Below are 26,276 nucleotides of genomic sequence, written 5' to 3'. Positions count from 1 at the left end.
GTGGCGCACCGTCAGCCGTGCGCTGAATGCTCAGCAACGGCTTCTTCGCGATCGACAATATCGATCGTCAGATTGCCTTCGGGGGAACCGGTCAGCAAGATCCTGGCGGGAGCGATTCCGCATGCCATCCGCGCGAGCAGTTCGCGCGATACCGTCGGCAGAATGCGCTGATTCAGGAACGCATCGACATTGCGCGCGCCCGAATCGCGCGCGAGACACAGCTCGGCCATCGCATCGATCAGCGCTTCGTCGCAGCTCAGTTCGACGCCGTGCTGGCGGTGTAGACGCTGCGCGACTTTAGCGAGCTTCAGGCGCACGATCGAGGCCAGCGCGCTCGCATCGAGAGGGCGATACACGAGCGTCTGGAAGCGCGCGAGCAGCGCCGGTTGAAAGTGGCCGACGAGCTGCGGATGAATCGCTTCGAGCAGTTCGTTGTGCGAGACGCCGGGGTTTTCCGCGGTCGTCTCATCGATTTGCGCACTGCCGAGATTGGACGTCATCAGGATCACGCAGTTGCGAAAGTCGATCTCGCGCCCCTCCCCGTCGCGCATCATGCCGCGATCGAACACCTGATAAAACATGTCGAGTACATCGCGGTGCGCTTTTTCGACTTCGTCCAGCAGCACGACACTATACGGACGCTGCCTCACCGCCTCCGTCAGAATGCCGCCGCGTCCATAGCCGACATAGCCGGGCGGCGAGCCCTTCAGTTGTGAGACCGTGTGCGACTCCTGATACTCAGACATATTGATCGTCGTCAGCGCGGCTTCACCGCCGAACAGCAGATCGGCGAGCGCGAGCGCAGTTTCGGTCTTGCCGACGCCCGATGGCCCAACAAGCAGAAACACGCCGAGCGGCGCATGTTCATTCTTGAGCCCCGCCTTGGCGGTGCGCAGGCTTTCGGACAGCGCGGCGAGTGCGTCGTGCTGCGCGACGACGCGTGTCGCGAGCTGCGTTTCCAGCGTCAGCAGGCTTTGCAGTTCGTCTTCGACGAGGCTGCCAACCGGCACACCGGTCCATTCAGAGACGACACGTGCGATCGCCCGGGCGTCGACGTCCGCAAAGATCAACGGGGCCTTGCCTTGTGCGGTCGTGAGTGCGCGACGTGCCTGCGCGAACGCGGTGGGATCTCGCGTGACAGCGTCGCTATCGCGTTGGCGATGCAGCGTTTGGACGAGCTCGAGTTCCTGTTCGTAGCGTGCCTGCAGCGCCGCGCGTTCGGTCTTCGCGTTCGCGAGCGCGGCGCCCAGCGCGCCGCGGCGTGCTTCGCCGTCGTCGATGCCGGCGCGTTCGTCGTCTGCGAGCGTCGCGTGTTCGAGCTGCAGCGCGGCGGCAACGGCACGCGCGCGTTGCAACTCGGCCGGCGGTGCGTCGAGCCCCATGCGCACGCGCGCAGCGGCGGTGTCGATCAGATCGACGGCCTTGTCCGGCAACTGCCGTGCGGGTATGTAGCGACGCGACAGCTTGACCGCGGCGATCAGTGCTTCGTCGCGAATGTGCACGTGATGGTACTGGGCGTAGCGGGCTTTCAGACCGCGTAGCATCAGGCAGGCCGCGTCGTCGTCGGGTTCGTCGACTTTGATGATCTGGAAGCGGCGTTCCAGCGCGGCGTCGCGCTCGAAGAATTGCTTGTATTCGGACCAAGTGGTCGCCGCGATCGTGCGCAATTCGCCGCGCGCGAGCGCGGGCTTCAGCAGGTTCGCGGCGTCGGCGCCGCCCGCGGCATTGCCGGCGCCGATCAGCGTGTGAGCTTCGTCGATGAACAGCAGGATCGGCACGGCCGAAGCCTGAACCTCGTCGATCACGTTCTTCAGGCGTTGCTCGAATTCGCCCTTTACGCCGGCGCCCGCTTGCAGCAAGCCGAGATCGAGCGTGAGGATGCGCACGTCGCGGATCACGTTCGGCACACTGCCATCGACGACTCGCAACGCGAGCCCTTCGACGAGCGCGGTCTTGCCGACACCCGGCTCACCGACGAGAATCGGATTGTTCTTGCGACGGCGCGCGAGCACGTCGACCATCTGCTGGATCTCGCGGTCGCGCCCGAATACCGGATCGATGTCGCCGCGGCGCGCCTTGTCGGTCAGATCGAGCGCGAAGCGGGCGAGGGCGTCGGCGCTGGCAGGTGTTGCCTCCGTTGTGCGAGAGACGACGTTCGCCACCGAGGCGGTCGCCGAAGGTTGCGGCCGCTTGGGTTGCCGTTCGTCATCTTCGCTTCCGCTTTCGATTTCGATGTCACTTTCACACGACTGATGCGCAATTCGCGGCAGCAAACGCTCAATTTGCGCGCTGCTGACGGCAAGCAATGGCCACGCATGCTGCGCGCGCAGTATATGGGGCGTATCGACGATCGCCTGCAACAGATTTCCGGAGCGGATTCGCGCGCGGTCGCTCTCCGAAGACGCGTGAAACCATGCATCCGCAAGCAGTGCCGCTAGCTGCGGCGACAGCGCGGGCTTGCCGCGCAGATTGCGCGGCAGACGATCGATTGCACCGAGCAGCGCATCCCACAGCGCGCCGATGTCGATCGTGTAATGCCGCACGATAGCGGGGATGTCGCCGTCGCCGGCTTCCAGTTGCTGCTCGAATACTTCACGTTCCGCGAGAAATTCCTGTTCGTCGATCTGTGCGGACTCGACGTGACGAAGCTGCCGGACAACTCGACGCGCTTCGAACTGGAGATCGTTCTGAAGCGCGCGTATCCGTCCGAGCAGCGATTCAGCGCGGAAAACGTGCGGCTTTTCTGCACGCCGGTGATCAACCTGTTCGAACTCGATGCCGAGCCGATCGAGATCGATCATCACGAAACCGAATACCGCGTGTTGCCCGCTGGTCATCAGGGCGAGCACGTCGAGACCTATTCGGTCGATGCGATCGAGGCGTTCGATCATGACACCGCCGAGCGCTACGAGTACGTGCCGTTCGCGACGTTCCGGCATCGTGGCGGCATGCTGCGGCACGAGGCGCCCGAGCGCTACTTCCACGCGCGCGTGCGGCCCGGCGTCGCGGGTCTGCATGAGACGTGGGTCGTGCTCGGCGGTCACGCCTGGGAGACGATGCATACGCTGCCCGAGGAAAGCCTGTCGCTGCGCGTAACCGGCACGAACGGCATGCTGCCACGCAAGGGCCTGCGCGAAGCGAGCATCGCCGAGTTGGTGACGAGCACGCCGAACCTCTCCGGCGTGAACAATCTCGTCGCGCCGACGCTGCCGCTCTATCCGCCGACCGGCGACCGCTTCCAGTGGCGTGTGCTATCGCATCTCGCGCCGAATTTCCTGTCGATGATGAACGCGGAAGTGCTGCGCGGCGCGCTCGCGCTATATGACTGGACCAGCGACGAACTGAACCGCCGCCGCCTCGCGGGCATTCTGTGGGTGTCGCAGGAGTTAGTCGAGGAGGTGGCCGGCGGCTCGGTCGAGCGCGGCGTGCATATCGAGGTGACACTCGATTCGCACGCGTTCGCGGGCGAGGGCGACGTGATGCTGTTCGGCGAATTGCTGCAACGCTTTTTCGCGCTGTATGCGGAGATCAATCTGTTCACGAAGCTATCGATCGTGAGCCTGCCATCGCAGACCCGCACCGATTGGCCGCGCAGCAAGGCGCAACGGGCTCCGTTATGAGTGCATACGCGAACGCTTTCGAGGCGCACAACGAACCGCCGAATCTCGACCCGCTCGTCGCCGCGCTGCTCGCGCGCGCGCCGCGGATGAACTTCATGCAGCTGTGCCGGCTGCTCGAATTGCGGGTTCCGCAGCATGCAGGCTTCGGCACGCGCGATACCCCTGCGCACGAACCGGTACGCTTCCGGCCACGCGCGCGCACCGGTTTTCCGGCGGGCGAGATCGCCGCGGTCGAATTCGACGATGATCCGGACTCCTTCGTCGCTTTCGCGCCGCCGACTGTTCGCACGACCTTCATGGGACTCTACGGCGTCGACGCGGCGATGCCGTCGCACATGATCGATGAGATCGTGCTGCGCGAAGAAGGGCACGAAGTGGTCGAAGCCTTTCTCGATCAGTTCAATCACCGTTTCGTCACGCTGCTGTATCGCGCGTGGAAGAAGTACCGCTATCCGGAGAGTTTTCGCGCGGGCGGCAGCGATGCGCATTCGCGCAATCTGCTGTGCCTCGCCGGCTTCGGCTGGGGCGACAAGCCGCAACGTGCAGGCTTGCCCGATTCGCGGATGCTCGCGTTGCTCGGCCTGTTGATCCAGCGTACGCGCACACCCGAAGGGCTCGCGGGCGTGATCGCGCTCGCGGTACCGGGCGTCGATGTACGGGTGGATGAGTTCTTTCCCGCGCCCGCGCGCGTCGGCAAGCCGCAACCGCTGACGGCGTTGGCCGCTCGTGCTGGTGCGACCAACGACAACGGCGCGCGCCGCGGCCTCGGCGGCGGCTATGTGCTCGGCAAGCGGCTTGCGTATCGCAGCCGGGCGGTGCGTGTGACCCTGCGCCCGGCCGATGCCGCCCAGGCGCACGATCTGTTGCCGGGTGCGTGGCTGCATCGCGAGTTGATGGCGTTCGTGCAGTTATATGTCGGGGTGAAGGCCGACGTGCATCTGCATATGGAAATGTCGTCGCGCGTCGCACCGCTGCCCGCGATCCACGGGGAATCGGCCGGACCCGCGCCGCGGCTCGGCTGGACCACCGTGCTGCCCGCCATGAGCGAACGCCTGATCAACGTCGCGCTCGGGGTTTATCAAGCGTTTCCGAAGCCCGCGGCCAATCCGTACCTGACTTGATCCGCGTGATGAACGACGCGCCCAAAGGACTATTGATGAATCTTCGTTCTATCGTTTCCACTGTTGCGGCCATTGGGCTGCTGTCGGCGTGCGGCGCATGGCAAGCCGTGTCGGACGCGTCGTCGAGCGCATATCATGCGGTGTTTTTCAAGCAGATCAAGGTGCTCGACGTCGATCTGTCCGCGCGCGAAGCGCTGAACCCCGACGACGCCGGTCGCGCGACATCGGTCGCGGTGCGCGTGTATCAGTTGAAGGACCGCAAGGTGTTCGATGGCGCGTCGTACGAGGATCTTCTAAAGAACGACCGCACGCTGCTCGCCCAGGATTTGCAGGCTAGCATGGCATCGGTGCTGAATCCGGGGGCGTCGGCGAGCCTGTCGCAACCGATGCACGCCGATACGAACTATGTGGCGGTCGTCGCGTTCTATCGCAACCCCGGCGACGGGGATGGCTGGAAGTATGTGATCGCGAAGAAGAAGCTCGACGCGAATAAGCCGTTGAAGATCTCGTTGATGGATCAGTTTCTGGTGACGGCGGGCAGTGTGGCTCACGATTGAGTTGAGCCACCGGCTCAATCCTTTCGACCGAGATAGCCCGGCAGTCCCAATGCCAAGTCGCTCTTTGCCAGCTTCAAGGCTTCCTTGAGCAAAGCCGAGAACTTTTCGTCGCTATCGGGCCGCGGCAACATCGCGCGGAAGAAGTCGGCCCAGCGAAATTCTTCCAGCGGGACATTGGTTTTTTCATAGCCGCCGGCATCGCGGACCGCTGCCGCGAGGCTTCGATATTCGTCGTCTTTCAGTTCCCAGACGTGCTGCGCCAGGTCGGAGAAAGGCCGGCGCACCCCTTGCGCATCATACGGAAAGGTCCATCGTTCGTTTTCCATGCTGAGCCAGAACGACGCCCACGTGTACGAGGAAAGATCCCGCACCAGCACGACCGGAACCGAGCGCACGCCAACCTGCCACAGCGCCGCCGCCACATGGTGATGATCGATCGCGAACGGTATGCCTTTCGGTCCGCAGACGATCGGTATCGGCTTTTCGGCTATGGCCATTTGCAGGTCATGGCCGCTCAGCGATCGGTATTGGCGCGCTTTTTCCCGCACCTCGCGCGCGCCGTGGGTCATCTGCGTCGGACGCAGTTCTTCGATTTGCCGCGTGTCCATGCCGGTCTCCCAATACGGATGCACGACGGTCTACGCATATTTCATGCCCCGAAGGCGAGCGGTTGACGACCGAAGCGCGGGCCGTTATTCCTTTTGCGTACGCAGCAATAGAGCAAAACGCTGCATACGGACGACCACGCGGCGCGCATAGCCCTTTCCGCCCCCGCTGTACCGCCACAGCGCGGCGTTGACGTCGCCCCCAGAGGCATCGAGGTAATCGCGCAATATCGACGAGCCGATGCGGATATTGACGATGGGATCGTCGAGTTCCTCGACACTGGCGAATGCCTGCGGATGGGCGGCGGGCAATATCTGCATCAGTCCGTGGGCACCGGCCGCGCTCACCGCGCGCGGGTCGAAGCCGGATTCGACAGCCATCACCGACAACAGCAGAACAGGCGACATCGAATAGCGGTCCGCTTCGGTGAGGACGGCTTGTGCAATCTTCAACGAATCGGCAGTCGATAGGCGAAATTGCGCGCGCAGCGCGGCGACGATGTCGTCGGGACTCGACACAGGATGAGCCTCCGTCGCCTCGCGGCCACCGGATGTTTGCGCCTTGGCGTAGTGCAACAGACTGCAAAGTGCGAGGGCCGTCGTCATTAAAGCAAGCCGCAATAATGTGTATCTCCAACGTGCTTTGGCAACGGCATGGTTTGGTGCGTGCATATGATCAGGGATGAGCCCGGATGCAAGCACTGTAAAGACGATATCGTCGAAGTCTTCAAAAAAGATCAGTAGTGCGCGTAAAAATGGTGTAAAGATCCTGAAGATCTGGAGGGTGTTCTAGCGCCGCGCGCACCGTCGAGGATGCCTACGGCGCATCGTCCACACACAGCACCGGATCGCTGACCAGACAATCCGCATCGGATGGGGCAGGCGCACCGCCGCGCGTTTTCAACGATGTCTGCTGCGCGGCGATGCGCAAGCCTTTGGGCAGCAGCACCCACATGCGCAGCCGCTCTTTGGTGTGGCTCGCCTGGGTCTGCGCGGTTTGACCGAAGCCGTAGAAATAGTCCGCTCTGACGGCGCCCTGAATCGCGCCGCCCGAGTCCTGCGCGAGCATCAGGCGGTTGATCGCACCGGGTGCCTGAGGATCGTCACGCGTGGACACGAATACCGGCGCGCCGAGCGGCGTGGTGCGCGGATCGACGGCCACCGAGCGGCCCGCCGACAGCGGCACGCCCAGCGCGCCCAGCGGACCGTTCGGCGAATCGGGAATCGCACGAAAGAACACATAGCTCGGATCGGAAATCGCGAACACAGGGTGAGGTTTCGGCGCATTCGACGTTTGTGCATTGGTTCCGGCTCCAGCCGCATTGCCGGCAGCGTGCCCGCCAGTGGAGCCCGAGACCGCCGGCCTGATCGCGCCTGCATTCGCTGGCGTGGTCGTCGCCAGTGTGAAACCGCGCAGCAACGGTGAGGTCGGTTCGTCGTCGCCGTCGGCAGCCGTTGCGTTGCCGTTGTTGCTCGCGGCGGCCGCGCGGTCGTCGCTGACGTCGACCTCCATCTCCATGCCACGCACGACGAGCTTGCGCGCGCCGGCCGTCGCGTTGCCGTTGCGCGCGAGCGGCGGCAGGAACGGTCGGCCGTTCTGTTCCGCATAGGCGAAGCGGCGAATCGAGCCGTCGCTCATGCGGACCTTGCCCGCACCTTGCAACTGCATCGAGTAGAGCATCACCGGGTCGTCGACATACGCGAGGATCGGCGCCTTCAGTGTGCCGCGCTCGATCTCGGCGCGGGTGTAGTACGGCACGATGCGCCCGCCGTCGAGCCGCAGCCGGATCTTCTTGTCGCGGATATCCGGCACGCTATCGCGCAGGTCCAGCGCGTAGACGCCCTTGAGGTCGCCAGTCGTTGCATCGCTGAGCGGGATCACGTTACGTCCATCGATGCGCGCCGCGCTCACGCCGCCGCGCGCGCGGTCCGGCAAGCGCCGCGCATCGAGGTAGAGCATGTCGGCCGGCGTGCCGTAGACCGGATAAAGGTAGGCGCCGCCGTACTGCTGGCTGCCGTTGAGCAGCGGCTCATAGTAGCCGGTCATCGTGCCGTCGAGCGAACGGTCGGGATTGCGGATCTGGTACGCGTTGAAATACGTTTCGAAGAAACGCCGGATCGCCGCGACGTTGCCAACGTCCACGGCTCGCGCAGCATTGCACGGCTCCGACCAGCCGCTGCGCGCGCCGAGCACGGTGCAACTGCGGCGAAACGCTTCCCACGACGCGGTGACGTCGTCCGTATCCCAGCCGGGGAGATCGGCGAAAGCGGTCGGCTCGTAGTAGGCGTGGCGCGTCGCGAAGCCGCCGCTCGACTCGGTCCTGGGGCGCGGGTTACCGGAGCCGGTGGAGGTGCCCGGTGCCGTCGCTTGTGTCGTTGCGGGAGCGGGCGTAGCAGCTGGTACGGTTGGCGGCGCGGTTCGCGATGCCTGCGCCGTTGGCGCAACCTGCTCGACCGGCGATGCCCCTGCATGGCTCGCGTCCCCCAGGATCACGCTGGTCGCGCGCGTGTTGCCCGCGCAAGCCGCGAGCGTGGCTGTCAGCGCAAGCAGGAGAAGCTGAGCCCTTTGCATGCGGCCTCCTTGCGAACCATCTCAAACGTCGGGAGCGCTAGCCGCGCGGCTTGACGGCATCGATGGTGAACGTGGCGGCGCCGAACGCGCCGGCGCAATCCGCGGTGCCTGCCGGGCAACGCGGCTTGCCCGCGAACGGCGAATAATGCGGGCCGCGGCGCGGGGCCGCCTGCTGCTGGGCATCAGCGGGGAACGACTGGAACGGCGCCGCGGACTTCAGTCCGCCGTCGGAAAAATCGCGCGGCGTCGTCGACACCAGCGTCAGGAAGTGATTGGGACCCGGCGGGTTGCCCGCCAGCATCGGCCAACTGGCGCGCGGCAACGACAGCGTCTGACCGGCGGCGATCCGGTTGTTGCGATCGAGTCCGTTCGGAAACAACATCAGGTACTGACCGTCCGGATCGACCATGAACACATACACGTAGCCCGCACGGTTGCTGTCGAGTTTGAACTGCAGATAGTCCTTGCCGATCGTGGCGGACGTTCTGCCCGGGGTGGCGGTAACCTGAATCGACGGATCGGCCAGCGTCACGATTCGCTCGAGTTCGCTGGCGGGGGTGAAGGGTGCGAGATTGTCGGCTTGTTCGGGTGGTGTGGCGGGCGCGGTAATCGTGACAGGCGAAGGAGGAGCCGGCGCAATGGGGGCAACAGCAGCAACGGCGGCCGGATTTGGAGCGGCATTGCCAGACGTCTGCGCTGGAGTCTCGGCCGGCTTCGGCGAAGCCGTGTCGTGCGCATTCGTGCTTGCAGTGACAGCCGGGCTCGCGGCCGGTGGTGTACGCATCGCAAACCACGTACCGATCCCCGCGAGGGCCACGACGCAAAGAGCACCTGCCGCGATCAATCCCGTGCGCTTCCGTTGACTACCGGCTGGTGCAGGAACGGCCGCCGCGGCTGGCTCATCGCGCTTCGCCTCGACAGTGGCGGCTGGCGCCGTTCGCGGCGCAGCGGTACTCGCTGTCTCGACCGAAACGCGCGTGTTGGGTTCGATCGCCGCATCCGCGTCATCCCGCGTATCGATGGCAATGCCCAGTTCGTCCGCCAGCGCCTGAACGCTTTGCGGGCGATCTTCGGGGCGTACCGCGAGCGCATGATCGATCGCGCGCAGGAACCGCTCGCTATACCGGCCGGCCGCGGCTGTGGCGAGCGGTACATACGTGTCGCTCATCAGCCTGCCGACGGAAGGCGGCGGTGTCTTGCCCTGAATCGCGAAATAGATGACCGCGGCGAGTGCGTACACATCGGTCCACGGCCCCTGTTTCAACGCCGCCACTTCGGCATATTGCTCGACCGGCGCATAGCCCGGCTTCAGGATCACGGTCAAGGCCTGGGTCATGTCGCCGATCACGCGCCGCGCCGCGCCGAAGTCCAGCAGCACGGGGCGGCCGCTGCCCTTGAGCAGCATGATGTTGTCCGGCGCGATGTCGCGGTGATAGCACTGCGCCGCATGCAACACCGCCAGCGCTTCGAGCAGCGGCGCAAGCAGCGCGCGCAGCCAGGCTTCATCGGGTGGGGCGCTCATGCGGCGCAAGCCGTCGCGCAGCGTCACGCCCTCGTAATACGGCATCACCATGTACGCGGTGCCGTTGGCCTCCCAGAACCGGTACACCTTGACGAGCGAATGATGATCGAAGCGGGCGAGCAGCCGCGCTTCGTTGATGAAGCTTTTCAGGCCGGCGCGGAAAGTGTCTTCATGACGTTCCGAGCGGACCGATACTTCGGCCGCGCCGACGCGCGTGGCGAGCGCGGCGGGAATGTATTCCTTCAGCGCGACGTGACGTCCTAGCTGGGTATCGTAGGCGAGATAGACGATGCCGAAGCCGCCTTCGCCAATCAGATCGACGATCTCGAACTCGCCGAGCCGGGTGCCGGCGGGCAGCGCATGTTGCGCGTTCGAACCCTGCGCGGCGGGGCGGAGGACGACTGTACGATCGGCGCCCGCCGCATCGGCGGGGTTCTGCTGGCCGTCCGGTCCGGACGCCTGTTGCACGATCACGGTTTTGTCGTCGGGGCTGCTCATCGGCTTTGGCTCCCTGGAGGGTACGACGGCTGAGCCCGGCACATGCGAGCGCCACCCTCACGCGCAGGCGCGTCCATCCTTAAGACGAGCGAGCGAGCCATTTTTTGAAATCGGGCCGGCCCGCGCGCTGGCATTGGTCCGCGTGCGGCCGCCAGTTTCAAAATCGGCGGGCCGAATTCGTCTATACGGTGTTAGTCAATCGCTGCGTGCAGCTTGCGGGTTGTACGCGCATTCCATCCCAGCCGCTTCCTTTTGCCTTCTTGCAGGAAGTTAAAGTGAACGAGCGCCAAGGCCTATCGAGCGGGATGGCACACAGCGTCGTGCAACGCGATTCGCGGCGTGCGGTCATTGCACGGGCACTCCGGATCGATGCCGCGTGGATCACGGGCGCGCTCGTGATTGGCTCGATACTGCTGGGCGCGGCGGGCAATTCGCTGGCCGCCGGCCCGTCCGCCGCCGCGGCGCGGCCCGCGAGCGGCGTGGCCCTCGCGCCCGAGTCGTTCGCCTTTCGTCAGGCCGACGAACGCGAACGCGACGCCGAAACGATCAACACGTTGACGTCCGAAGGGCGTCTGCTGTTGTCGCGTGACCGCGTCAAACTCCCTGCCTACGACTATTGCAGCATGTCCGTCGCGGCCGCCGAGCGCGGCGACTTCCGCGACAGCGTCGATGCCGCGGCGCGCGCGCTGGTGGTGGCCGGGCAGACCAACAATGAGGATCTGGCGGCCCTGTCCAAACGCGACCTCGCGATCGCCTACAGCTATGCCGGCGACCTCGACAACGCCGAACGCTATGCCCGCGATGCGCTAGCTTCCACGCCGAAGGCGCCCGAGCAGGTCTTTGCTCCGGCCAACAAGGTGCTCGGCGATGTCGCGTTGCGCCGGGGCAAGCCGCAGCAGGCGCTGGCCGCCTACGAAGACGCGCTGACGACCGCGTCGCCGCGCTACAAGCCGCTGGTGCTGATGTCGATCATCAACGCGCAGCTTGCCGAGGGCGATACGCTCGGCGCGCGCCAAACCTTCGACGCGGTCGGCGCCCCGGCCACCGCGGAGCTAGCACCCGCCTACCGGCGCATCGAAGGCAATCTGCTGCTGGCCGAAGGCAAGCCCGAGGAGGCGAAACACGCGTTCGAAACGCTGTTGAGCGAAAGCGGCAATTCCAGCGACGCCAACTACGACCGTCTGTGGGCTCACGAAGGCATCGGCCGCGCCGACCTCGCGCTCGGTGACAAGGCGAATGCGCGCGAAGCCTACCTGCTCGCCGTCGACGACTCCGAGAAAATCCGCGCGCGGTTTCGCAGCGACGAGTTCAAGACGGCGCTGTTCGGCGACACGCAAACGGTCTTCGAACAGGCGATCGCGCTGACGGTCGAAACCGGCGACTACGCGATTGCCTGGGATCTATCCGAACGCAGCCGGGCGCGTGCGCTGCTCGACGTGGTGCGCAATCGCGTCGATACCGGCGTCGACGACCGTCAACTGAACGGGCAGGTGCCGAGCCTCGCCGCGACGCGCAATGCGCTCGAGCCCAACGAGGCGATCGTGGAGTTTCACAGTCTCGACAAGGAGCTGATCGTCTGGGTGGTGCGTGCCGATGGCCTGACCGGCCACACGTTGCCAATTGCGCGCGCGGACATGGATGCCGCCGTGACCGACCTGCGCAATGCGATCGTGCGCCGGCGGCCGGCCGGGCTGACCTACGGCGACAAGCTCGACGCGTTGCTGATCGCGCCGCTCGGCCTGCGCCCGAACGAGCGGCTGATCATCGTGCCGCACGGCGCGCTGCACTATCTGCCTTTTCAGGCTCTGCACGATGCCGACGGCTTTCTGATCGAACGCCATGCGATCGCACTCGTACCCTCGGCGAGCGTCGCGGTGCAACTCGCTCAGCGCCAGCGGAAGATCGCGAGCGATCTGGTCGCGTTCGGCAATCCGACCATCACGCCTGCTTATGCGCTGCCGGGCGCCGAGGCGGAAGTGCAGGGTATTGCGCCGCTGTTCGCGCGCAACGAAGTGTTCCTGCATAGCGATGCCACGCGCCTGAGCTTTCGCGACAACGCGCCCGCCGGACGCGTGCTGCACGTCGCGACGCACGCGCAGGCCGACACCATCGATCCGTTGCACTCGAGCATCCTGCTCGCGCCCGCGACGCAGCCCGCCGACGGCCCGGACTCGCTGCTCGCGAAAGACATCTACAACCTGAAGCTCAACGACGTGTCGCTCGTCACGCTGTCGGCCTGCGAGACCGGGCTCGGCCGGATCGCGCGCGGCGACGAGATTCTCGGCTTCACGCGGGCGTTCTTCTATGCCGGCGCAACCAGCCTGATCGTGTCGATGTGGCCGGTCGCCGACGAATCGAGCGCGCTGACGATGCGCACCTTCTACGCGCAACTCGCGCAAGGCCATGAGGCGATCGACGCGATGCGCACCGCGCAACTGGCGGTTCTGCACACGCCGCGCTTCGCGCATCCGTTCTTCTGGGCGCCATTCGATCTGATGGGTGGCTGGCGTTTGACCATCGCGCGTCAGCAACAGGGATGAACCCAACCAACCCTAGACCGATGAGAAGACTCCGACTGATCGCCGCGGCGGTGTCCTGCAGCAGTGCGCTCGCGTGGGGCCAGACATTGCCGAACGCGGGCAGCATCCTGAACCAGACGGCGCCGCGCGAGACCCGGCCCGCGCCGCCGGGCGGCAATCAGGCGCTGCCCGCCGTGCCGCCGCCGGCGGCGCCCGTGACGGCGCCCGGTCCGACCTTCCTGCTGAACAGCATCACGCTGAAGGGCAACGACACGATCGCCAGCGATGCACTGCTCGCGCCCGTGCAAGACAAGCTCGGCAAGCAAACCAGTTTCGCCGGGCTCGAAGAAATTGCCGCGCGCATCACGCAGGTCTATCGCGATCACGGCTATCTGCTCGCCCAGGTGGTGATCCCGCCGCAGGACGTCACGTCCGGCAACGTCGAATTGAGCGTGCTCGAAGGACGCGTCGGCCACGTGCGGCTCGATATCGCGGCCGGCACGCCGATCCGCGAAGACCTGTTGCGCGCGCGGGTCGCGCAGATTCCGCTGGGCAAGCCGCTGCAGCAGCACGAACTCGAACGGACCATGCTGCTGCTGTCCGATCTGCCGGGTATTCAGGTTTCCTCGGCGATCGAAGCGGGCGAGGAGCCGGGCACGGTCGATCTGACCGTCAACGTCGCGCCGGCCAAACGCTGGACCTTTGCGCTCGATGTCGACAACTTCGGCGCGGAGTCGAGCGGTACCTGGCGGCTCGGTGCGCTCGCGCGCCTGAATTCGCCGTTCATGATCGGCGACAACCTCGACCTGCGGCTGCTCGGCAGCGAACGCGGCGACACGCTTTATGGGCGCATCGGCTACGAAGCGCCGATCAATGCGCAAGGAACGCGCGTCGGGGTCGCGGTGTCGCGGCTCAACTATGTGCTCGGCAAGGAATTCGCGTCGCTCGACGCGCAGGGCGAGGCGACCGTGGTGGACTTCACGCTCACGCATCCACTCGTGCGCACACGCAATCAGAGCCTGTTGGCACGCGTGAATCTCGAGTACCGCGACCTGATCGACAACATCGGCGTCGTCGATCAACACAATCCCAGATCGCTCGTTGAGGGCAGTGTCGGCCTCAGCTACGAAAGCCGCGACGCGCTGTTCGGCGGCGGCTTCAACAGCGCGGATGTCGAACTGTTGATCGGCAGTCTGCATTTTCGCAACGCGCAGGCCGAGGCACTCGATGCGTCGCCGCTCGGGCGCGACACGCAAGGCACCGAAGTGCGCGCGACGTTCTTCGCGAACCGCCTGAACGCGATCACCGAGCGGCTCAGCGTATTCGCAGGCGTATCCGGCCAGTGGGCCGGAACCACGCTCGACAGTTCGTCGCGCTTCCTGCTCGGCGGCCCGCACGCGGTGCGCGCTTATTCGCCGTCCGAGGCACTGGTCGACGAGGGTTTCGTCGCGACCCTCGAAGGGCGCTTTGCGATCGATGCGCGGGCCACCGTGTTCACGTTCTTCGACTTCGGTACGGGCTGGTACAACGCGACGTCGCGCCCGGGCCAGGGGTCGAACGTGATCACGCGCAGTGGCGTGGGTCTCGGCGCGTTCTGGGCCGCGCCGGGCGGTTTTTCGCTACAGGGCACGGTCGCATGGCGCACGACCGGGCCCGATACGACCGGCAATGACAGACTGCCGCGCTTTTATGTGCAACTGACCAAGACGTTCTAGCAGGCAGCCAAACGCAGCCAGACGCGACCAAACGCAACGCAACGCAACGCAACGACAAGCAGCAATCTGTGCCGAGGTGTGTGATGAACAAGCCATGCAATGTGCGACCCGCGCATGCGAGCACGATCGCCGGTGCGGTCGCCGCGTTGTTCGCGGCATCGTATATGCCGCTCGTGCTCGCGAATCCGACCGGCGGCCAGGTGGTGGCCGGCACGGTCAGCATCAACTCGCCGTCCGCTGGCCAGATGCACATCACGCAGGGCTCGTCCAATGCGATCGTCAACTGGAACACGTTTTCGATCGGCAGCGGCGAAGCGGTCCGCATCGCGCAGCCGTCGGCTTCCTCCGCGCTGCTCAACCGCGTGATGGGCAACGACCCCAGCGTGATCGCCGGACGCTTGCAGGCCAACGGCAAGGTGTTTCTCGTCAATCCGGCGGGGGTGATCTTTGCGCCAGGGTCCTCGGTGAACGTGGGATCGATGGTCGCTTCGACGCTCAATATCTCGAATGCCGACTTTCTTGCCGGCAACTACCATTTCGTCGGCGCGTCCGCGGCGGCGCTCAGCAATGCCGGTTCGCTGACGGCGGCCGAGGGCGGCACCATCGCGTTGCTCGGCGGCACGGTCAGCAATAGCGGCACGGTCAGCGCGAAACTGGGCACCGTCGCGCTGGGCGCGGGCAACGACATCACCGTCGACTTCGCCGGCGACGGTTTGACCACGCTGAAGATCAACCAGGGCGCGGCGCACGCGCTGATCGGCAATACCGGCACGCTGGCCGCCGACGGCGGCACCGTCGTGATGAGCGCACAGACGGCCGATGCGCTGGCCGGCACGGTCATCAACCAGCAAGGCATCGTGCGCGCACAAGGCCTCAGCGAGCATAACGGCCACATACTGCTCGACGGCGGCACGAATGGCGTGACCCAGGTGGGCGGTACGCTCGACGCCAGCGGCGGCGCAGGGCAAACCGGCGGCAGGATCGACGTGACCGGCTACGACGTGGCGCTGCTGCCCGGGGCGTACATCGATGCGAGCGGCGCCGCTGGCGGCGGCACCGTGCACTTCGGCGGCGGCCCGGCGGGCGCGGACCCCGCCATCCGCGATGCCAATGCGATCTGGATGTCGCCCACCGCCAGCATCCATGCGGATGCGCTCGTCGACGGCAATGGCGGCAACGTCGTCGCTTACAGCGAAACGGCCAGCCGCATTTACGGCACGTTGACCGCGAAGGGCGGTCCGCGGGGCGGCAACGGCGGCTTGATCGAAACGTCCGGCCACACGCTCGATACGACCGGCATGAGCGTCGATGCATCGGCGCCGAAAGGTCAGGGCGGCCGGTGGCTGCTCGACCCGTTCGAGGTCGACATCGTGACGCAGATACCGGATGTCACCGCTGCGCCGGTCCAAACGCAAACCGCGGCCGATTCGAACACGATGACGTTCGGGCCGATCACCGGCAGCACGTTCATCCTGAACACGGCGCTTACCGGCCCGCTGAGCCTTGGCACGTCGGTGACGGTACTGACAGGGACCGATCCCAACCTGGGCGCGGGCGACATCGTCGTCGACGCGCCGCTCAACCTCACGACCGGCACGCTTCCCGCCACGCTGAAGTTGAGCGCGACGGGATCGGTGCTGGTCAACAACACCATCACGTCGAGCGCCGGGCCGCTCAGCCTCGTATTCGATGCGAACGTGGGCGGCACGAGCCCGCTCAGCCTGGTCTCGTTCCAGCGCGTCACGGTGAGGACCAACGGCGGCAGCGTGACGTTGGGCAGCGGCGGCGCGAGCCCGGTCCTGATCCAGAACTCGAACATCGACACGGCGGGCGGCGATCTGACGGTGACCGGCACGTTCCCGATCAATGGCGTGGCGATTGGCTATCTGGTCACGTCGTCGTCGGGCGTCTTCATCGACGCGTCGACCATTTCCACGCAGGCCGGCCTGTTCTCGCTGTCGGGCGTCGCGCTGGGCGCGAACGCCAACGGCGTGGCGATCGAAGACGCCAGCGCGCTTTCGACGACGAGCGGCGCGCTGCGTATCACCGGCACGGCGATCGCCGGCGGCGGAGGCAACGACGGCGTCTTCGCGCAAGGTAACAACACGATTCGAACCGGCAGCGGCGCGCTCACCATCAGCGGTGCCGGCAGTTCGAATATCGAGGATCAGGGCATCGGAGTGTTTCTATCCAGCACTTCCGCCAGCACGACGAGCGGGGCATTGAGCGTGAACGGCAGTGCCTCTGGCAGCGGCGCAACGGGCGTGTTCCTGAGCGGCGGCGCCACGGTGGGCGGGAGTGCCACGCCGCAACCTGGGCTCAGCAGTTCGGGCGGCGCGATCTCGGTCAACGGGAGCGTCGCGCAAAGCGCGCAAGGGGGCTTCGGCGTCGAGATTCAGAACACCACGATCTCCAACACGACCGGCTCGATCGGCGTGACGGGCAATGTCAACGGCACAGCCACCGGCGGCACCTTCGCGGACGGCGTCTTTTTTTCGGGCGCCACGCTGAGCACCGGCAGTGGCGACATTTCCGCCGCCGGCAGCGTGTCGTCGAACATGAACGTCAGTATCGGCCTCGACATGCATGGGTCGTCGGTCCAGTCGACGAGCGGCAACATCAAGTTCACCGGACAAAGCGTCGGCGCCGCGGTGAACGGCGACTCGGTGATCGGACTGATGTTTGAGAACACGCCATGCGTGGAATGCGTCCAGACGGCCCCCGTATCGGTGACGACCGGAACGGGCACGGTGAGCCTGTTCGGCAGCGGCACCGGTCCGTTCGTGCAGGGCGTGCTGATCACCGACGGCACGACGATCACGTCGACCAACGGCGGGGCGATCGATATTCGCGGCACGGTGAGCGGCCCGGCCGGCAGCAGTCCGAACCTGCAGAACGACTTCGGCGTGCTGATCGCCAATGGCACGAACGGCGCGACCAGCACGCGTAACACGACGATCGGCATCGCCGGTTCGACTACCACGTCCGATCCGGGCGTCGCGATCGGCCTGGCCGTCCCGGAGGTCGAGCAGAGCGAGTTCGGGCTGCTCAATCCGACCACCGGCGTCACCGGCGGCATAACGACTGCGGTCGCCAATGCCGCGACCGACAACGTGACGATCTCGACCACGAGTCCCGGTTCGATCGTATTGCGCGCATTCAACGACGGCACCGCGAGCAGCCTCGGGATCACGCAGGCGACGCTGACGTCGCCGGGCGGCGTGCTGTCGATCATGCCGGCGTCGGTGGACCCGTCGAGCTTCGCGATCACCGCGCAGAACGCGACGCCGATCACGCTGTTCGGCACGGGCGGCGGCCTCAGCATCGACGCCCCGACTTTCTCGAGCTTCGCATCGATCCCGAACATCGTGCTAGGGTCCAGCACCCAAACCGGACGCATCACGGTAAACGGGCAGTGCGTATCGGCCGGCTCGCCTTGCGTGCCGACGCGGCCGTCCTTCGCGAACAATCTGACGCTGTCGAACCCGGGCGCGGGCAGTCAAGGGATCGCGCTGAGCTTCGGCATCTCGACCCCGGGCCAGACCTTGATGTTGTTGTCCGCCGGTCCCGTCACGGACCCCGGCGGCATCCAGACCGCCGGGCTGATCCTTGCCGGCCCCGGTAGCTTCACGCTGACCGATCCGCAAAACGACGTCGGCGTGCTGGCGATGGCCAATGCGGGCAACGTCGACTTCTCGAACTCGCATGGTTTCGTGATCGGGCCGCTGACGAGCCGGACGTTCGACACCGCCGCCAGCCAGCTGAACCCGATGAGCGTGACGAACTCCACGCTGACCGGCAACCTCGTCGCGACCGCCACGACCGGCAATATCGGGCTGGGCGCGGCCACGCCGTCCGCGACGGCGCCGAGCACGAATCTGAGCGCGGGCGGCTCGATCGATCTGGTGATGGAGAACGGCGTTTTCGTCGATGCGAACTCCGGCACACTTGGCGCCGGCAACGCATGGCGAGTCTGGGCCAGCACCTGGACCGGCGAAACACGCGGCAGCGTGCAGCCGAACACCGCGCAGCCGAATTTTTACGGCTGCCTGTTTGGCTCGGGCTGTAGTTGGGGCGGCACGGTGCCCGCTACCGGCAATCATTTCGTCTATGCCGCACGGCCGACGGTCACGGTCACCGCGGATGGCGCGACGCGCTTCGTCGGTGCGCCTAACCCGGCGTTCACCTATACGACGAGCGGCCTGATCAATGGCGACACCGCCGCGGGCACGTTGAGCGGCTCGGAGACGACCACGGCCACTCTGACGTCACCGGCGGGCGGTTATCCGATCGACCCCAACTTCACGTCCAGCGTTGGCTATATCGTCAACGAAGTGCCGGGCACGCTGACGGTGATTCCGTTCCAGAACTCGAACCCTCAGGGCCCGATTCCCAATCCGGTCGCGCAAAGCGGGCTGCAGACGTTTTTCAGCAGCCAGGAGCAGACGTTCATCTACGAAAACAATCTGCAGGGCACCAACATCTGCATCGGCTCTAACCAGCCGCTCTTCAGCACGACGCCGCCGGGCGAGAATCAGGACATCCTCGCGGTCGAATGGAAACGGGTGCGCTCGCAGCCGAACCTGAACAGCTGCATGCTGACGAACGCCCAGCACGGTTGCGGCGACTTCTAGCGGGAGCGAGGCGAAGCGGACGGAACCGGCGGCGGCGCGCCTTCGGGCGAATGCAGCGCGCGCAGTTGCGCGATGGCGGCCTCGGCGCTCGCGACGAACCGCTGCGAGAGCCGCCATGCTTCGACGACGTCCTCGTGGACGGGCTGCTCCATGCCGAGGTGAATGCGGAAGAATCGCTCCGCGTGGATTTCCGGGTGGTAATGCTGGCGCACCCGCTTCGCGTCGATCAGCCGCCGGTTGCCGAACAGCCGGCTCAATGCCCACGAAAACGCGCCGTCTTCGCCACCGACGCGGCGAAAGAACACGTCGAGCGGAAACCCGCCCAGCGCGCGATACACCGCCCGCCGGATCACCAGACTGCTGGGCACGGTGTTGCTCAGGATTGCAGCGTATTTTTCGAAATCGGGATGCTCGACGATCGCGCGCGGAAAGCCCGCATAGTCGACATCGAGCCGCACCGATGCCTCTCCCGGACAGCGCTGCAGATAGCCACTCGCCGCAGCCAGCGCGCCGGGCAGGTATTCGTCGTCAGCGTCGATGAAAGCGAGCAGATCCTCGCTCGCGTGCATCGCGGCCCAGTTGCGCGCGGCCGCGACGCCGCCGTTCACGTGCATGCGCAGCACCTGCACGCGCGCGTCGAGGCGGCCGTAATGTTGCGCGACGTCGATCGAAGCATCGGTCGAGCCATCGTCGACGACGATGATTTGCGCGGCCTCCGGCTGAATCAGGCAGCTTTCGAGCGCGCGGCCAAGCGTTGCCGCCATCTGCAGACAGGGAATGATGATCGAGATCGGCATGATGCGAGCCCCGTTGCGATGCTGATCCGCTGCGTCACGGTTGTGCCGGGCCTGGCATCAACTGTGTCGCTTCCCCATCGTCACCGACCCACACCGCGAGCGCCGTGAAGTTGTCGTGATTCGTGCTGGCGTTCGCGCGCACCTGCTGCGCGAGTGCGTCGAGCCAGTCGCCGGGTGTCGCCGCATGGGCTAGCGCATCGGCGATGCCGGCGTCGTCGGCGTACTCCCACAGACCGTCCGTGCAGATCAGGAAAGCGTCGCCGTCGCGTAGCGCGAAGGTGCCGTCGATGCCCGCAATGGAAAGCGCGTCGCGGGTGCCCAGCGCCGCATACAGCACGTTGCGGCGCCGGTGATGGCGCATCTCCTCCTCGGTGAGCAACTGCGCGTCGACCATCTGCTGAACCATGCTGTGGTCGCGCGTGCGCGCGCTGATTTCGCCGTGGCGGAAGCAGTACAGGCGGGTGTCGCCGCAATGGGCCCATGCGGCCGTCGCGCATTCGCGATCGATGGCGAGCACCACGGCCGTCGAACGCATGTCTTTTTCACTGTCCTTGCCGCGCAACTGTTCTTCGAGGATGTTCTCGTTGGCATGCGTGAGCGAGCCGATCAGCCGTTCGCCGGTCGGCGGCAATTCGGCCACGGTCAGATAGCGCAAATCCGCCAGCACCGAATCGACGACGAGGCGCGCGGCGGTGTCGCCGCCGCCATGTCCGCCGGCGCCGTCGGCGACGACGCAATAGTAGAGCCGCTCGCTCGACCAGTCGCCGAACGAATCTTCATTGCGCGGGCGGTCGCCCTGGTCGGTCAGGCTTGCGGTGGCGAGTTGCACCGTTGACCTCTCATGTGCTCGTGGTCGGTCGACCTCATTCCTGTGCGTGCGACTGCGCGGACAGGATGCCCAGAACCAGCAGGATGACGATGCGATTGCCGGGCGCGATGTCGATGCCGAGGCTGTGCTCGATCCATTGGCCGATTTCCGTACGGGCGAAGTCGGCGGGTATCGAGCCTTTTTTCAGCGTGACGCCGAGCTTGCGTGCCCGGTAGTGATACGACGCGATGCCGTAACGCGCGGCGACTTGCGACAGACCGCCTTTCTCGTTCGACAGCCAGCCGAGACTGCCGGCGAGCAGCATGCGGTTCGCTTCGTCGAGCGAAGCGATGAAATCCGACGCGGATTCGCGGACTTCGGCTTCGTGCAGACCGTATTGCAGCAGGACCGAGCCGATCGGATCGGGGTGAAAGGCGGTTTGCCGGTCGATCTCGAGCATCACGTCGTCTTCATCGAGCGACACGTTGCGCTGATGGCTCGCGCTGCGCAGACAGTCGATCAGGTAGCGGCGGAAATAGGCGCACACGGCATGGCTGTTCGAGGGCGCGCTATGCAGCGGGAAGGTGGGCGAGGCGGTAGGCGCGGTATCGAGGCGGAACACCTTGAAATAGAGGAACTGCGAGATCAGTTCCTCCTTGTCCTCGCCCAGCGCCTGCAATTCCGAAGGATGGTAGCCGGTCAACGCGCGGCGCACGATCGTATAGATCGACGCCATTTCGTCGTGGCTCAGGCAGGTGCGGCGTTGCCACAGGTCGGGCAGCGCGCTCTCTCCAGCGTGGTCGGCCATTGCTGCGCTTTGGATATCTGCCACTTTTCACCCCGAGGTGTGAACTCCGCTTCCTGCGGCGGAGCCCGCTGCTGACACTACCCATTGCGCCGCGCTTGTGGTGCGCCGGCTTCCTGTCCCCCAACGAATCCGGCACTCGCTTTGCCGCCATATCGGGCTGATGCGAGTGCCAAACGCCTGCAATACCAGGCAATTCGGCCGGGCAACCGGCGCATGATTGGAAAACAAAGTTAGTCTATTGGCACGTTTTATTTATTACAAGGTAAAACTCAATATGTTATTCACCGCTTTGTCGCGGTGTTCTATCGCTATCAGGATTAACCCTGGACGAAATGTAAACGCTTACCGGTAGTCTCGAAAGGTCGAATTTTTTAAAAATCGAGCGCTTGATTCGTTTACTTAGATGTCGGGCGATCCCGCCAATCGCCTGTCCTGAAAGGGCGCGCTGGCGAGGTCGTAAGACGACTGGCCGAGCATTGGATGGTTAATGGTGACGGAACGAAAGGTGAAAACTTTTTAAATGTTTATGGAGTTGAATGGTATTACATATACTGTTTCGCTTAATTAAACAAAATCCGCTTCTATTGGTATCCGGCTTTGTTTTTCCGGGCTGCGTGCTATTCTCATATCGGATTGCCGCCGAGAATGGGCAATGCCCGCTAAAAACATCGCAATAGCTGGCACGGGCAATCTAATTAGAGTTAACACGTATTTCCGGGAAACGCTGATTCCTGGCGGGCAAGGGCAACCCGTACCGGTCACTTACGGTGCGTCGAGACTACTCATCCGAGACCGATACAGACATGGCCACGCTTCTCGCGGGCGAACTGCTCGCCGACATATCAGCTGCCAGTCCGTGCGGGGACGACCTCGAGTACGACCCTGACTTCCTTGCGCTCGAACAGGTCGTTCATGGCAAGCCGGAGGTGCAGTTCGGCGAGACCATGGTCGCCGCCACACCGCCCGACTGGAAAGTGGCCGAAGCGCTATCGCTCGATCTGCTCGCGAAAGGCCGCGACTTGCGTGTCGCGGTACACCTGGCGCGCGCGCTGCTCAATCGCCGGCGTTTCGCCGGCTTCGCCGAGGGCCTCGCGCTCGTCGAAGGCCTGCTCGAACAGCGCTGGGACCACGTCTACCCGCAGCTCGATCCCGACGACGACAACGATCCGACCGCCCGCGTCAACGCGCTCGCCGCGCTCGTCGACGCGTCCGGCATGCTGGTGGATGTGCGCGACGCGCCGCTCGCGTCGTCGCGCGCGCACGGTGTCGTCAGTTTGCGCGACATCGAATATGCGACCGGAGAAGTGCCGCTGCCCAAGGGCGTCGACGCGCCGTCGCTGAGTTCGATCGACGCGGTGATCGCCGACGCTCACGAAGACGCCGCCGAAGCGCACACGGCCTTGCTCGCGGCCACGCATAGCGCGACGCGCATCGAGACTGTATTGACCGAGCGTGTCGGCGCGGCGCGTTCCATCGATCTGTCGCCGCTGTCGAGACTGCTGCGGCGTGCGGCCGATTTTCTCGGCGAACGTCTGGACGTACCGGGCGGCGCGCCGCAAGCATCGACAAACGGCGACGCGGCCACGGGCGAGCACGCCGGCGCGGCGCCCGCACCCGTACCGGTGTCCGGCGACATCACGGACCGTCAGGACGTGATCCGCATGATCGACAAGATCTGCGCGTACTACGAGCGTCACGAACCCTCCAGCCCGGTGCCGCTGCTGCTGCTGCGCGCGCGCCGGCTAGTCGACAAGAACTTCATGGAAATTCTGCAGGACCTCGCGCCCGAAGGCGTGAGCCAGGCCCGGCAGGTCGGCGGTATAGAAAACGAGTAAGCAGTCAGGCGGGGATGTGCCTTTTCGCTTATAGCAACGCCAGTCATGCGCCATGCTGCTCGCGGCCGTGCGGCGTCAACCAGGGGAATCGTCGTGGCCAAGGAAAGCAGCCAGAAATTCATCGCGCGCAATCGAGCGCCGCGGGTTCAGATCGAGTACGACGTCGAAGTCTACGGCTCGGAGAAGAAGGTCAATCTGCCCTTCGTGATGGGCGTGCTGGCCGATCTGTCCGGTCAGCCGGCCGACCCGCTCGCGCCGGTGGCGGATCGAAAGTTTCTCGAGATCGACGTCGACAACTTCGACGAGCGTCTGAAGTCGATGAAGCCGCGCGTCGCCGTGCAGGTGCCGAACCTGTTGACCGGTGAAGGCAACCTCGCCGTCGACATGACCTTCGAGAGCATGGACGATTTTTCGCCCGCCGCGGTCGCGCGCAAGGTGGACGCGTTGGCGAAGCTGCTGGAGGCGCGCGGCCAGTTGCAGAACCTGCTGACCTATATGGACGGCAAGACCGGCGCGGAGGAACTGATCGCGAAGCTGCTCAACGATCCTGCGTTGCTGCAGTCGTTGGCGTCCGCACCGAAGCCGCAGGAATGAGCGTGACCTACAGGGGAGTCTGACCATGGCTGAACCTAGCACCGAAGGGCAAGCGCAACCCGGCGAGACGTCGCTTGAAACCAGCGATTTCGCGAATCTGCTGCAAAAGGAATTCAAGCCGAAGAGCGAGAAGGCGAAGGAAGCCGTCGAGACGGCGGTGCGCACGCTCGCCGAACAGGCGCTGCGCGATACCAACGTAATTTCGGGCGACGTGCTCGCGACGATCGAATCGCTGATCGCGCGGATCGACGAGAAGCTGACCGCCCAGGTCAATCAGATCATCCACTCGGAGGAGTTCCAGAAAGTCGAGAGCGCGTGGCGCGGCTTGCACTATCTGGTCAACAACACCGAGACGGACGAAACCTTGAAGATCCGCGTGATGAACGTATCGAAGGGCGATCTGTACAAGACGCTCAAGAAGTACAAGGGCACCGCGTGGGATCAGAGCCCGATCTTCAAGAAGCTCTACGAAGAGGAATACGGCCAGTTCGGCGGCGAGCCGTATGGCTGCCTGGTGGCCGACTATTACTTCGACAACAGCGGGCCCGACGTCGATCTGCTGACGCAGATCGCCAAGATCTCGGCCGCCGCGCATGCGCCGTTCATCGCCGGCGCCGATCCGGCTGTGATGCTGATGGATTCATGGCAGGAGCTGGCCAATCCGCGCGACCTGACGAAGATCTTCCAGACTCCTGAGCATGCCGCGTGGCGCTCGCTGCGTGAATCCGAGGATTCACGCTACGTCGGTCTCGCGATGCCGCGCTTTCTCGCGCGCGCGCCGTATGGCGCGAAGACCAATCCGGTCGAGGAATTCGATTTCGAGGAAGACACCGCGGGCGCGGACAGCAGCAAATACGCGTGGGCCAATGCGGCCTATGCGATGGCGACCAATATCAACCGCTCGTTCAAGATGTACGGCTGGTGTTCGCGGATTCGCGGCATCGAATCGGGGGGCGCCGTCGAAAATCTGCCGGTGCACGCGTTTCCCACCGACGACGGCGGCGTCGACATGAAGTGCCCGACCGAAATCGCGATCAGCGATCGCCGCGAAGCCGAACTCGCGAAGAACGGCTTCATGCCGCTCGTGCACAAGAAGAACTCCGATTTCGCGGCCTTCATCGGCGCGCAATCGCTGCACAAGCCCGCTGAGTTCGAAGATCCCGATGCCACCGCGAACGCGAACCTGGCCGCCCGCCTGCCTTATCTGTTCGCATGCAGCCGCTTCGCTCACTACCTGAAGTGCATCGTGCGCGACAAGGTCGGCAGTTTCAAGGAGAAGGACGACATGCAGCGCTGGCTGCAGAACTGGATTCTCCAGTACGTCGACGGCGATCCGGCGCACTCGAGCGAAGAATCCAAAGCCCGACGCCCGCTCGCTGCCGCCGAGGTGGTCGTCGAGGAAGTGGAGGGCAACCCGGGCTATTACACGTCGAAATTTTTCCTGCGTCCGCATTACCAGTTGGAAGGCCTGACCGTATCGCTACGGTTGGTTTCGAAGCTTCCGTCCGCCAAGGCGGCATGACGGAAATCCCCATTCAGTGACGAATTGCTTTGAGCGGAGAATAAGATGGCCATCGACATGTTCATGAAGCTGGGCGACATCAAGGGCGAGTCGCAGGACAAGACCCACAAGGAAGAGATCGAAGTGCTCGCCTGGAGCTGGGGCCTGAGCCAGAGCGGCACGATGCACATGGGCACGGGCGGCGGCGCCGGCAAGGTGTCGGTGCAGGATCTGTCGTTCACCAAATACAGCGACAAGGCGAGTCCGCCGATCATGGCGGCCTGCACCAAGGGCACCCACATCGACAAGGCCTTGCTGACCGTTCGCAAGGCCGGCGGCGACAATCCGCTCGAGTACTACAAGATCACGCTGGAAGGCGTGCTGGTTAGCTCGTATTCGACGGGGGGCTCCGGCGGCGAAGAGCGCTTCACCGAGAACGTCACGCTGAACTTCGAAAAATTCCATGTCGAGTATCAGCCGCAAAACGCCAAGGGCGCGAAGGAGGGCGGCGTGGTCGAAGTGAAATGGAACATCCCCGGCAACGCGGAAACCTGATCGGCTGTCGGCAAA

The 26,276-nt window shown here is 64.9% G+C and carries 17 protein-coding genes and 1 pseudogene; 10 read left to right on the top strand and 8 right to left on the bottom strand.

What is annotated here, in order from left to right; translation table 11 throughout:
* Positions 1-11: 11 nt before the first annotated feature.
* Positions 12-2,624 carry a type VI secretion system ATPase TssH gene (gene tssH / locus QFZ94_RS04690; protein ID WP_429457705.1) on the bottom strand — a complete coding sequence of 871 codons (2,613 nt, stop codon included), beginning with the start codon at positions 2,622-2,624 and terminating at the stop codon, positions 12-14.
* Here tssH and tssF point away from each other — a divergent pair.
* The 3 genes and pseudogenes from tssF to tssJ all read left to right on the top strand — a co-directional run.
* Positions 2,559-3,620 (top strand): annotated as a pseudogene (gene tssF / locus QFZ94_RS04685) (type VI secretion system baseplate subunit TssF); the annotation flags it as partial. The gene tssH and the pseudogene tssF sit on opposite strands and share 66 nt — an antisense overlap.
* Complete coding sequence (gene tssG, locus QFZ94_RS04680) at positions 3,617-4,741, top strand: type VI secretion system baseplate subunit TssG (protein ID WP_429455742.1); 1,125 nt, start codon at positions 3,617-3,619, stop codon at positions 4,739-4,741. The pseudogene tssF and the gene tssG, both read left to right, overlap by 4 nt.
* Before the next feature lie 35 nt (positions 4,742-4,776).
* Complete coding sequence (tssJ, locus tag QFZ94_RS04675; protein ID WP_429455741.1) at positions 4,777-5,298, top strand: type VI secretion system lipoprotein TssJ; 522 nt, start codon at positions 4,777-4,779, stop codon at positions 5,296-5,298.
* Positions 5,299-5,312: 14 nt separating this feature from the next.
* Here the strand turns inward: tssJ and QFZ94_RS04670 are convergent, their stop codons facing one another.
* The 4 genes from QFZ94_RS04670 to QFZ94_RS04655 form a co-directional block, all read right to left on the bottom strand.
* A complete protein-coding gene (locus QFZ94_RS04670; RefSeq protein ID WP_368581706.1) occupies positions 5,313-5,906 on the bottom strand; it encodes a ParB-like protein in 594 nt (197 codons plus the stop codon).
* 84 nt (positions 5,907-5,990) lie between these two features.
* A complete protein-coding gene (locus QFZ94_RS04665) occupies positions 5,991-6,605 on the bottom strand; it encodes a transglycosylase SLT domain-containing protein (RefSeq protein WP_429455740.1) in 615 nt (204 codons plus the stop codon).
* Positions 6,606-6,720: 115 nt separating this feature from the next.
* Complete coding sequence (gene mltA / locus QFZ94_RS04660; RefSeq protein ID WP_429455739.1) at positions 6,721-8,475, bottom strand: murein transglycosylase A; 1,755 nt, start codon at positions 8,473-8,475, stop codon at positions 6,721-6,723.
* Positions 8,476-8,512: 37 nt separating this feature from the next.
* Positions 8,513-10,495, bottom strand: coding sequence for a protein kinase domain-containing protein (locus tag QFZ94_RS04655; protein ID WP_429455738.1), 1,983 nt, complete (start codon positions 10,493-10,495; stop codon positions 8,513-8,515).
* A 275-nt stretch (positions 10,496-10,770) separates the two neighbouring features.
* On the opposite strand from QFZ94_RS04655, the gene QFZ94_RS04650 reads away from it, so the two are divergent.
* The 3 genes from QFZ94_RS04650 (at position 10,771) to QFZ94_RS04640 (ending at position 19,363) form a co-directional block, all read left to right on the top strand.
* Positions 10,771-13,035, top strand: a complete 2,265-nt coding sequence (locus QFZ94_RS04650) for a CHAT domain-containing protein (RefSeq protein WP_429455737.1) — start codon at positions 10,771-10,773, stop codon at positions 13,033-13,035.
* 20 nt (positions 13,036-13,055) lie between these two features.
* Positions 13,056-14,729 (top strand): ShlB/FhaC/HecB family hemolysin secretion/activation protein, encoded by a 1,674-nt coding sequence (locus tag QFZ94_RS04645; protein WP_429455736.1) that lies wholly within the window; start codon positions 13,056-13,058, stop codon positions 14,727-14,729.
* Positions 14,730-14,812: 83 nt separating this feature from the next.
* On the top strand, positions 14,813-19,363 hold the full coding sequence (locus tag QFZ94_RS04640; RefSeq protein WP_429455735.1) for a beta strand repeat-containing protein: 4,551 nt from the start codon (positions 14,813-14,815) through the stop codon (positions 19,361-19,363).
* On the opposite strand, the gene QFZ94_RS04635 is transcribed toward QFZ94_RS04640, so the two are convergent.
* From QFZ94_RS04635 to QFZ94_RS04625, 3 genes are read right to left on the bottom strand one after another with little or no spacing between them, the layout of a single operon-like run.
* Positions 19,360-20,163, bottom strand: coding sequence for a glycosyltransferase family 2 protein (locus tag QFZ94_RS04635; RefSeq protein WP_368581953.1), 804 nt, complete (start codon positions 20,161-20,163; stop codon positions 19,360-19,362). The two genes, QFZ94_RS04640 and QFZ94_RS04635, sit on opposite strands and share 4 nt — an antisense overlap.
* Before the next feature lie 31 nt (positions 20,164-20,194).
* Positions 20,195-20,989 carry a PP2C family protein-serine/threonine phosphatase gene (locus QFZ94_RS04630; RefSeq protein ID WP_429455734.1) on the bottom strand — a complete coding sequence of 265 codons (795 nt, stop codon included), beginning with the start codon at positions 20,987-20,989 and terminating at the stop codon, positions 20,195-20,197.
* A gap of 34 nt (positions 20,990-21,023) precedes the next feature.
* Positions 21,024-21,800 (bottom strand): hypothetical protein, encoded by a 777-nt coding sequence (locus tag QFZ94_RS04625; protein ID WP_410842505.1) that lies wholly within the window; start codon positions 21,798-21,800, stop codon positions 21,024-21,026.
* 779 nt (positions 21,801-22,579) lie between these two features.
* Here QFZ94_RS04625 and tssA point away from each other — a divergent pair.
* From tssA to QFZ94_RS04605, 4 genes are read left to right on the top strand one after another with little or no spacing between them, the layout of a single operon-like run.
* Positions 22,580-23,611, top strand: a complete 1,032-nt coding sequence (gene tssA / locus QFZ94_RS04620; RefSeq protein WP_410849387.1) for a type VI secretion system protein TssA — start codon at positions 22,580-22,582, stop codon at positions 23,609-23,611.
* Positions 23,612-23,656: 45 nt separating this feature from the next.
* The gene (tssB, locus tag QFZ94_RS04615; RefSeq protein WP_429455733.1) at positions 23,657-24,205 is read left to right on the top strand and encodes a type VI secretion system contractile sheath small subunit; all 549 of its coding nucleotides are present in this window, start codon (positions 23,657-23,659) and stop codon (positions 24,203-24,205) included.
* A gap of 25 nt (positions 24,206-24,230) precedes the next feature.
* Positions 24,231-25,727 carry a type VI secretion system contractile sheath large subunit gene (gene tssC, locus QFZ94_RS04610; RefSeq protein ID WP_368581716.1) on the top strand — a complete coding sequence of 499 codons (1,497 nt, stop codon included), beginning with the start codon at positions 24,231-24,233 and terminating at the stop codon, positions 25,725-25,727.
* 45 nt (positions 25,728-25,772) lie between these two features.
* Positions 25,773-26,261, top strand: coding sequence for an Hcp family type VI secretion system effector (locus QFZ94_RS04605; RefSeq protein ID WP_368581717.1), 489 nt, complete (start codon positions 25,773-25,775; stop codon positions 26,259-26,261).
* Positions 26,262-26,276 lie beyond the last annotated feature (15 nt).

Source organism: Paraburkholderia sp. JPY465 (genome assembly GCF_050436725.1).
GTDB classification, from domain to species: domain Bacteria; phylum Pseudomonadota; class Gammaproteobacteria; order Burkholderiales; family Burkholderiaceae; genus Paraburkholderia; species Paraburkholderia youngii.
The sequence above is the reverse complement of the archived record's forward strand: the minus strand, read 5'-3'. Positions and strand labels throughout refer to the sequence as shown.